Annotated in this window: 8 protein-coding genes; all 8 read left to right on the plus strand. The window is 30.7% G+C overall.

Going from position 1 to position 8,978, the window contains the following annotated elements:
• The first annotated feature begins 99 nt into the window (after nucleotides 1-99).
• The 8 genes from QUH73_RS20160 (at nucleotide 100) to QUH73_RS20195 (ending at nucleotide 8,775) form a co-directional block, all read left to right on the plus strand.
• Complete coding sequence (locus QUH73_RS20160) at nucleotides 100-2,109, plus strand: ATP-binding protein (protein WP_289532250.1); 2,010 nt, start codon at nucleotides 100-102, stop codon at nucleotides 2,107-2,109.
• A 180-nt stretch (nucleotides 2,110-2,289) separates the two neighbouring features.
• Nucleotides 2,290-2,562, plus strand: coding sequence for a hypothetical protein (locus QUH73_RS20165; protein ID WP_289532251.1), 273 nt, complete (start codon nucleotides 2,290-2,292; stop codon nucleotides 2,560-2,562).
• A gap of 26 nt (nucleotides 2,563-2,588) precedes the next feature.
• The gene (locus QUH73_RS20170) at nucleotides 2,589-3,074 is read left to right on the plus strand and encodes a pyridoxamine 5'-phosphate oxidase family protein (RefSeq protein ID WP_289532252.1); all 486 of its coding nucleotides are present in this window, start codon (nucleotides 2,589-2,591) and stop codon (nucleotides 3,072-3,074) included.
• A 341-nt stretch (nucleotides 3,075-3,415) separates the two neighbouring features.
• Nucleotides 3,416-3,622, plus strand: coding sequence for a helix-turn-helix transcriptional regulator (locus tag QUH73_RS20175; protein ID WP_289532257.1), 207 nt, complete (start codon nucleotides 3,416-3,418; stop codon nucleotides 3,620-3,622).
• Nucleotides 3,623-4,831: a DNA cytosine methyltransferase gene (locus QUH73_RS20180; protein ID WP_289532253.1), complete on the plus strand. Its 1,209-nt coding sequence runs from the start codon at nucleotides 3,623-3,625 to the stop codon at nucleotides 4,829-4,831.
• On the plus strand, nucleotides 4,824-7,436 hold the full coding sequence (locus QUH73_RS20185; RefSeq protein ID WP_289532254.1) for an ATP-binding protein: 2,613 nt from the start codon (nucleotides 4,824-4,826) through the stop codon (nucleotides 7,434-7,436). The genes QUH73_RS20180 and QUH73_RS20185 overlap by 8 nt, the downstream gene beginning before the upstream one ends.
• Nucleotides 7,433-8,128, plus strand: coding sequence for a hypothetical protein (locus QUH73_RS20190; protein ID WP_289532255.1), 696 nt, complete (start codon nucleotides 7,433-7,435; stop codon nucleotides 8,126-8,128). Before QUH73_RS20185 ends, QUH73_RS20190 begins: the two co-directional genes overlap by 4 nt.
• A complete protein-coding gene (locus tag QUH73_RS20195) occupies nucleotides 8,128-8,775 on the plus strand; it encodes a hypothetical protein (protein ID WP_289532256.1) in 648 nt (215 codons plus the stop codon). The genes QUH73_RS20190 and QUH73_RS20195 overlap by 1 nt, the downstream gene beginning before the upstream one ends.
• The last annotated feature ends 203 nt before the right edge of the window (nucleotides 8,776-8,978 follow it).

The raw sequence follows: 8,978 nt of genomic DNA on the forward strand, positions 1-8,978 counted from the left end.
ACACTTTTCATTAAAATATAAACGAAATAAAGCCCATGGCTTTATTTGGGAGTTGGCAACCATTAAAAAGAACCTCACACATCAGAAAAACAATATAATATGACAGATACATTCCCTGGGATAAATAGAAATACAAAAACAGACCATTTTGATAAAGATGAATCTTATATACTCGATTTCATTTCCAAAGATTGGTATGTTACAAATGGAGGAGGTAATATCATTTTAAACCAAACATCTCATTATAAATACTTTCTAGTAAAACCAACAAGGGATTATCAAGAGATGTTTAATTTGGAAAAGGAAGTTGTTGTTGTATTTAGTCCATATGACAATTTCGAAACTCGTTCTTTAGATGTATTTGACCATGTTTACAAGTATTATCCTGATTTGCGTTTAGAAAATGTGTGTTGTGTACTTATTAGTAAGGACAAAAACATTAAAGAACGTCTACAGAAACTATTGCAAGGAGATCCAGAATCTAGAGTTGTAATTCCATTTTCTTATGATGAGTTTTTTCGATCATCAAATACATATTTTATAAAAAATAGATTTAGAAATTTCTTTTTTGAAAGAGACCTATTTGCTTTTGAATCTCCTATTACTAAAGACTTCTTCTTCTTTGGAAGAACATCCTTAATTCAAAAAATAATCAACAGACATAAATCAAATGAAAATTCAGGATTGTTTGGACTAAGAAAAACAGGTAAAACCTCAGTGATTAATGGAATTGCAAGAGCACTTAAAATGGACGGAATGCCAAGTGTTGTAATTGATTGTCAAGATACAGGTTTTAATCAAAGAAGGTGGAATGAGGCTCTTCATTATATAATTAAGGAAATCAAAAGACAGAATGACATTCAATGTTTAATAGAGGATGAAAGTAAATACACATATAGTGATGCCAGTAGCAAATTTGAAAAGGACATAAAGAAGTTATTTAAGAAATCAGATAATAAACCAATCCTATTGATTTTTGATGAGATTGAAAATATCTCGCCTGTAACTTCTCCAAACCCATTTTGGAAAACCGATATGGACTTTTTGTTGTTTTGGCAGACAATAAGGTCTAATTTTCAAAGGTTTATTCGTGAGGAAGAAAAACCGATATTTTCGTTTCTTGTAGTTGGCACAAATCCAAAGGCTATAGAAACTCCTCGAATCAATGATTCTGACAATCCTGTTTTTAATAAAATTCCATTCGAATATATTCAAGGATTTACAGTTTCTCAGACAACAGAAATGATTTCAAAACTCGGTGGATATATGGGATTAGAGTTTGATGATATGATTTTTGGTAAGCTAAAAGATGATTTTGGAGGTCACCCATATTTAATGAGGCATGTTTGCAGTATTGCTAATGAATTTGCAAATAAAACTCGTCCCACAAAAGTTGATAAACTTCAGTACAAAAAAGCTAAAGAAACATTTTCAGAAAGGTATAGTCATTATTTTGAAATGATTTTAGAAGTATTAGTAAAGTTTTATCCAGAAGAGTATGATATGTTAACATATTTGGCTAACGATGATATGGAATCGTTTAATGAACTAGCTAGTTTTGCACCTGAACTAATTTCGCATTTAAAAGGATATAATCTAATTGAAGAAAACGACGGGAATTTTTACTTTAAAATTGAGTCCATAAAAGACTATCTGAGAAACAAATACAAATACAAAGCAAAACTTAAAACGCCAGAGGAACGATGGAAAGAAATTTCTGAAAGGAGAAATAAACTTGAAATAAAAATGAGACAATTGGTTAGAATGCAGTTACAATCGCATCTTGGTAAGACTGAGGCATTCAATCAAGTCTTGAATATTTACGGAAGCGACCGCAAAACAAAATATACTGGATTTGAATATTCAGACCTTTTTGAAGCTGATAAAGTTGAAATATATTTTATGGATTTAATTAAAATAATTACTAAACATTATGACTTGATATTTAAGAATATTTTTGGAACTAATAAGGACGAAACAAAAGTTGCTTTGGAGACAATAAATAAATTTCGTTCAGATGCCCATGCAAAAAATATTGATAGTGACGAGATGGATTTTTTTAGAGTCAACATCTCCAAGATTGAAAAAATTGTTTACGACTTTATTTAATAACGGTTGCCAACATGCGTTATAAAACATTGGGGTTTAAGTGGTTATTTAAGCATTCTGCCACACATCAAGTTCGGTGTAACTCGACAGGAAAGTAGCCCGCAGTCCCCGACGATTTCATACCGCCACCGTTGTACCGCATGCAAAAACCGAAGTGCAATTAACTTGGATTAAGGATAAGTGAAAAAGATTCATAGAGATAAAAACGGACGTGAATTCATAAAGGAGACTTACTTCGTTGGTGGAAAAATGAAATTCCGCAGAGTTTATGTAATTGATGGCATTCCGGTCGATGAATTTTACGAGAAAAATGCGACTGACTTGGATTTCTATTTGAATGGAGACTATGAGTTAATGAATAGCGCAAAAGATTTTAATAATCATTTCAAAGAGCAAGACAACAAAGAACCTGATTCGCTTGATAATGAAGATTTAGAAAACCTGCCTTTTTAAAACCTTGACAATCAGAAAGAATAATAATGAAGCATTACCATTTACATAATCGACCAAATAGAGAACTGACTAAAAAATCAGACATTGATAGAATCCTTAAAAAAGGCAAATTTGCTGTGATTTCAATGTGTCGAGAGAATGAACCGTATATCGTCACGCTGAGTTATGGATATGATGCCGAAAATGAGACACTTTATTCTCACTGCGCTAAAAATGGTCTCAAGTTGGATTTTTTGAATTCTAACAAAAATGTTTGTGCGACAGTAATTGAAGATAAAGGTTATGTAATGGACGAATGTGGACACGAATATGAATCTGTTGTTTTCTGGGGTGATATGCAAATTGTAAAAGACTTGCACGAAAAGAAACATGGTATGAGCATATTACTTCTTCATTTAGAGGAGAAGGATTCGGTAATCAAAGAAAAGCAGTTGAAATCAGATGACTATTACTCAAAAATGGAAATTTTGAAACTTAAAGTTAGACAGATTCATGGAAAAGCTGGACGATAGTAAAATAATGCACGACGGTACAACATGCTGTGATACGGCAGCCGGGGCTCCATAGCATATTGCGGGTTGCGTGCTCCCCAGTCACCAGCGTTTGGCCTGAAAATTTCGTAACGGGCAGAAATGCCCCGGCCGACCGCATACAGCGGGGCGTTACCTGCAAGCTGAAAAAATCCACCGCACGTTCAAGCACATTTGGTTTTTGCCAACGCTAAATCCAACGCTGAAAAACCAAAAGAGCTTGCCCTTACCCACCGCCACCCGAATGAAAATACCTTCTGAAATGTAAATATTATTCGAAATAAGTTAATATATTTGCGTAAAACACAAATTAATTGGATAAAGTGGAAATAAATAGAATCAAAGTCGCACTCGCAGAAACCAGAAGGAAGAACAAATGGTTAGCAGAGAAACTAGAGAAAGACGAATCTACTATATCGCAATGGTGTACTAATGCCAGACAGCCATCTTTGGAAAATTTATTAAATATTGCTAAAGCTTTAGATATTGATATTAGAGAATTATTATACTCAACAAAGGAAAGTGTTTAAATGGACAACTCTAAGACATATATAGACCTATTCTCAGGTTGCGGAGGACTTTCTCTTGGTTTGCATAATGCAGGTTGGAAAGGTGCTTTTGCAATTGAAAAAAGCGAAGATGCTTTTAAAACTCTTGAATATAATTTAATCAAAAAGAAAAAACATTTTGATTGGCCAAATTGGTTAGAACAAAAACACCACGATATAAATGAAATTCTAGAGAATAATTCAGATGAACTAATTAAGTTAAGAGGAAAAATTGATTTGGTGGCAGGTGGACCACCTTGTCAAGGATTTTCAATGGCTGGAAGAAGAATAGAAAATGATTCTAGAAATGACCTAATTAATTCCTACATAAAATTTATTGATTACGTAAAACCCAAATTGATATTCTTTGAAAATGTCAAAGGTTTTACACTAGGTTTCAAAAACAATGATAAAAAAGGTAAAGCATACTCAACACATGTGGTCGAACAACTACAAAATTTAGGATATTCTGTAAAAGGTCAATTGATAGATTTCTCCAAATATGGTATTCCTCAAAAACGAACAAGATTTATTTTAGTTGGTATACAAAATGATTTTATTAAAGAAAATCCATCAATTAATAAAGAAAGCTTTTTTAATGGTATTCAAAATAACAAAGAAGCATTTTTAGTAAGCAAAAATCTTACTCTGAATCCTACTTTAGAAAATGCGATTTCTGACTTACTTCAATCTAATGGAGCAATTGAATCTGAAACACCTAAATTTAAAGAAGGAGTTTATAGTGAACCTTTATCAAATTATCAAAAATTTGCTCGTAAATACATTAGAAAAAACGGCAGAGTTGATAGTCATAGGTTTGCAAAACATACAGAGGCGATAAAAGCTAGATTTAAAATTGCATTGGATGAAAACCTTACAAGCTCAGCATATAGAGAAAGATTCCAACTTAAAAAAAGTAGCACAAAAATACTTGAAGCAAACAAACCGACACCAACAATTACGACATTACCTGATGACTATATTCACTACTGTGAACCTAGAATTATGACTGTTCGAGAATATGCAAGAATACAGTCTTTTCCAGACTCATATGAATTCAAAGGTAAATACACAACAGGCGGAAAAAGAAGAACACAGGAAGTACCAAGATATTCACAAATTGGAAATGCTATACCTCCTTTATTTGGAGAACAAGCAGGTTTAGTTTTAAAACAACTTATTAATGGGTGATATACAAAAACTACATTTTAAAACTAACGTTCAATTAAAAAGCATTATTGGTAAAGATTTAATCAATGACGACAATATTGCTATTCTAGAATTAGTTAAGAATTCATTTGATGCAGATGCTAAAAATGTTACTGTAACTTATCTTAATCTTAAAGATAATGACGATAAAATTAATAAAACCTTTTCTGATAAAACATCAAGATTAATCATTCAAGACAATGGGCTTGGAATGGACTTAGATGGAATTCAAGATAAGTGGTTAAATATTGCTTATTCTGAAAAAAAAGCAAATAAAACCCAACATAAAAGGAGAATGGCAGGTGCCAAAGGTGTTGGACGGTTTTCCTGTGACAGGCTTGGTGAATATCTAAATTTATATGCTAAGACAAAGAAAGATTCTGAATATGTAAAATTGACAATTGATTGGAAATTATTTGAGATTGAAGATGAAAAAAAAGAAATTCAATCTATTCCCTTACAATATCAATCATTAACAAAGGCTGAGTTAGCTAATTATGGAATTGAAGCATTTGAACAAGGTGTATTATTAGAAGTAATAAAATTACGTAGTTCATGGGCTTATCCTATCAAAGACAAAAATGGAATAATAACCAAATGGGATACCGAAAAATTCGTTGATTTAAAAAAATATCTCGAAAAACTAATCAATCCAAATCAAGCTTTTGAAAGTGATGATTTTGGAATATTCATAGATGCACCCGAATTTATTAATGAGAATAATATTCGCGAGCCTCACGAAAAATTTATAGGAAAAGTTCAAAATAGAATTTTTGATAAATTAGATTTTAAATCAACAAGTATTGAAACGAAAACTATTGAAAATGGCGTAGTTATTTATACTGAATTAAAAGATAAAGGAGAAACTGTATTTTGGATAAAGGAAAAAAATCCTTATTACCCATTCATTAAAAATGTAAAAACCTCACTTTATTACCTAAACCCATATGCTAAAGCTTTTTTTACAAAACAAACAGGAATTCAATCTGTAAACTATGGTTCAGTATTTCTATTTATAAATGGCTTTCGAATATCTCCATATGGAGAAGTTGGAAATGACTGGTTAGGTTTAGACCAAAGAAAAGCACAAGGGACTAGACGATATCTTGGATTAAGAGATATCATAGGTCAAATAGAGATTCTTGATGAACAAAATGACTTTCAAATTGTATCAAGTCGTGAAGGAATCGTTAGAAACGATAACTTTAAAAATCTAACAAATTCTGAAAGAAATGACAGTTATTTTTATAAATCTTTAAGAAGACTAGAGAGATATGTCGTTGAAGGACTTAACTGGGACAGTTCTATTTATGACAGTCAAGATAAAGAAGATGCCAAAATTCTAAAAGAGATAGAATCCAAAATCGTATCTGGTGATATTTTTGAAGATGATTTAGAGTTTAGGGAAGATCATAAGACAAAACAACGACGTATTTATAGTGCCATACATTCTATAATTTCTGCTAAAACAAATGATGTAATTGAACTCTATATTAATGAAAAACTTATTACTCAAAAAATTGAGGAGGAGAAAGAAAAATCTGAAAGAGAATTTCAACAATTAATTGAAGACTTTGATAATAAAAAGATTGACTCTGAAACACTGAGTAGAATTTTACAAAGGAAAGCAGAACAAAATGCTGATTTAGAAAAACAAATAAATGAGTTTGAAAAATATAACACTAATGAAGTTACTTCAAAAGCAATATTAGAGTTACAGAATTATAAAAAAACAATAGAAGAACAAACAATATTAATACAGCAACTACAATTTCAACTTGACAACTTGAAAGGAGAAAAAGACAAAGCAGAAAAAACAGCAAACACTTATAAAGAAAAAGCAGAAAAAGCAGAGACAAATTTCAATATTGAAAAAGAAAAAAATTTATACTTACTTGCAACTAGAAGAACATTAAGTCCTGATGCAGATGGTTTAATTCATACTATCAAAATAAATAATATCGAAGTTAGAGATGGGATTGATAATATAATAGATGATTTAACTGAAGACGATTTTGAGGTTGAAGACTTAATTAAAAAATTGGGTTTTTTAAAACTTAATGCTGAAAGATCTCTCAAAATGGCAGAATTTGTAACTAGAGCAGACCTTAAAGAAGATATTGAAAAGAAAGATGTGGATATTGTTTCATATATAAAAGAATATATCTCTCTATACGGTGAAACATTCTCCGATAAAATTTCATTTAAATTTCAAACCAACAACTCTTATCTAAATAAGAATATTAGCGTATTAAATTTATCTATTATTCTTGACAATTTAATCAGTAATGCTGTAAAATGGAATGCTAAAAATATTCTTTTGGATTTTGAAAATATTAACGAAAAGCAATTGGCTTTGGTCATTTCAGATGATGGAAATGGGCTTACAAACAAATTCCTAAGTGATCCGAATAGAATTTTTGAGCTTTCAGTTCGTGAAGTTCCTCCAACTGGTATGAGTGGCTCTGGTATTGGTCTTTTTTACACAAAAAGTTTATTGAATGATATGAATTGTAATATATCCTTTTTGGGAAACAATGTAAAATTAAAAGGTGCGTCTTTCAAAATTATTTTCAATACAATATGAGTGTAACTAGATTATTATACATAGATGACAATAGAATAGATTCGCAAATCGAAAATCTAAGAAAAAAATTAAAACGTTCTGGATTTGACCTTGATGAAACCTTTCTAAATTTAAATGATGAGAAGTTTAAAAAAAGAGATGAGAATCAAAAAGTTATATTAGATCTAAAAAAAATTAAAGAATACATTACAGAAAATTACTCTCAAGAAAATTTTGATATCGTTGCTTCTGACTATGATTATTCAGATGAAAACGTAGATGGTTATCAACTTCTTTCGTGGATTAAAAATCAAAGTAAATCTCAAAAATACAGATTGCGTTTTGCGCAATTTTGCCTATACTCTGCTGAACAAGATAAAATTGTAGAACAATTAAATTCTCCTGATCAAATAAAAAAACTAGTCAAACTAAAAATTGATGATTTTATTGATCGGAACAATTTAGCTAATGACCTTTTTTCACTTTTTATTAAGCCTAAAGAAAAATACAATTATTCTAAGCACTTAATTGATTACTTAGAAAAATACCCAGACTTAATTTTCAATAGTGTTTACCCTAAATTTAAAGGTAAATCATTATCTGAAATTGCTCACGAAATTGATAAAGATTTGCCTAATGGAATTGATTTTCAGAAAAACTTAGTTGAACTAACTATAGCTCATTTAGTTAACTTAAATAAATTTAAGGATTGATGATAACAGTTATTATTTCAGTCGACCCTTCAACTAGTTTTTTGTACCCTATTGTGGAAAATATGAAATCTAATTCTATCGAATTTGAATTGATTGAAGTTCATCCGAGCGAAGAATCATATAGAAGTTGTATAGATAGTATTTCGAAGCTTCCAGAAAATAATACAATAATATTCTTGGGTCACGGTCAAGATAATCAAATTTATGGCGGTGAATTACTTGATGATTTCCCAAAACAACCTTTGGTAAAAAGAAATGAAATGGGAATTTTCAAAAACCAAAATTTATTTTTACTTGCGTGTGATTCCGCAAGTTTAATAAAAAGCTCATTTCGAATCGCTAAAACTAATAAAGCTATAGGTTTTGGTCCTTTGCCAACAGAAATTGAAGAGGTTAAAAATGATAAAAAACTTGCTAATGAAGGAATTACATCAGCCACTATTGAACTCTTTAAACAAGAAATAAATGAGACTGTAATATTAAGTTTACTAGAATACTTTAAAGATAAATCTAAAGACTTTATATTTTTAAAGGATTATCTAAACTTACACCTGAACAAAAGAATTAATAAAGCGATTCTTGAAGATAATAATAAAAATTTAGCCGATTTATTATTCAATATGAAAAATGATATGGTTATATATTAGCTAACCCATAAAGCCATACACATTTGCAATTCGCACAAGCCAACGCTACACCAAAAATTGCAAAAGAGTATGTCTTTGCCAACGCTATCAAGTTTGCTGAAAGAAAAGCCAGCCAGGTAATCGAATAGCCCGCCCCGCTAATAATCACTAGCAGGGAGAGGCTTTCACACCACTGTACGTACGGGTCTCGTATACAGCGGTTC

The organism is Labilibaculum sp. K2S (assembly GCF_030372765.1).
Classification (GTDB): domain Bacteria; phylum Bacteroidota; class Bacteroidia; order Bacteroidales; family Marinifilaceae; genus Labilibaculum.

Excerpts from the sequence above, each read along its gene's own strand:
- QUH73_RS20160 (WP_289532250.1), top strand. The coding sequence starts at position 100 with ATGACAGATACATTCCCTGGGATAAATAGAAATACAAAAACAGACCAT.
- QUH73_RS20170 (WP_289532252.1), top strand. The coding sequence starts at position 2,589 with ATGAAGCATTACCATTTACATAATCGACCAAATAGAGAACTGACTAAA.
- QUH73_RS20180 (WP_289532253.1), top strand. The coding sequence starts at position 3,623 with ATGGACAACTCTAAGACATATATAGACCTATTCTCAGGTTGCGGAGGA.
- QUH73_RS20185 (WP_289532254.1), top strand. The coding sequence starts at position 4,824 with ATGGGTGATATACAAAAACTACATTTTAAAACTAACGTTCAATTAAAA.
- QUH73_RS20190 (WP_289532255.1), top strand. The coding sequence starts at position 7,433 with ATGAGTGTAACTAGATTATTATACATAGATGACAATAGAATAGATTCG.
- QUH73_RS20195 (WP_289532256.1), top strand. The coding sequence starts at position 8,128 with ATGATAACAGTTATTATTTCAGTCGACCCTTCAACTAGTTTTTTGTAC.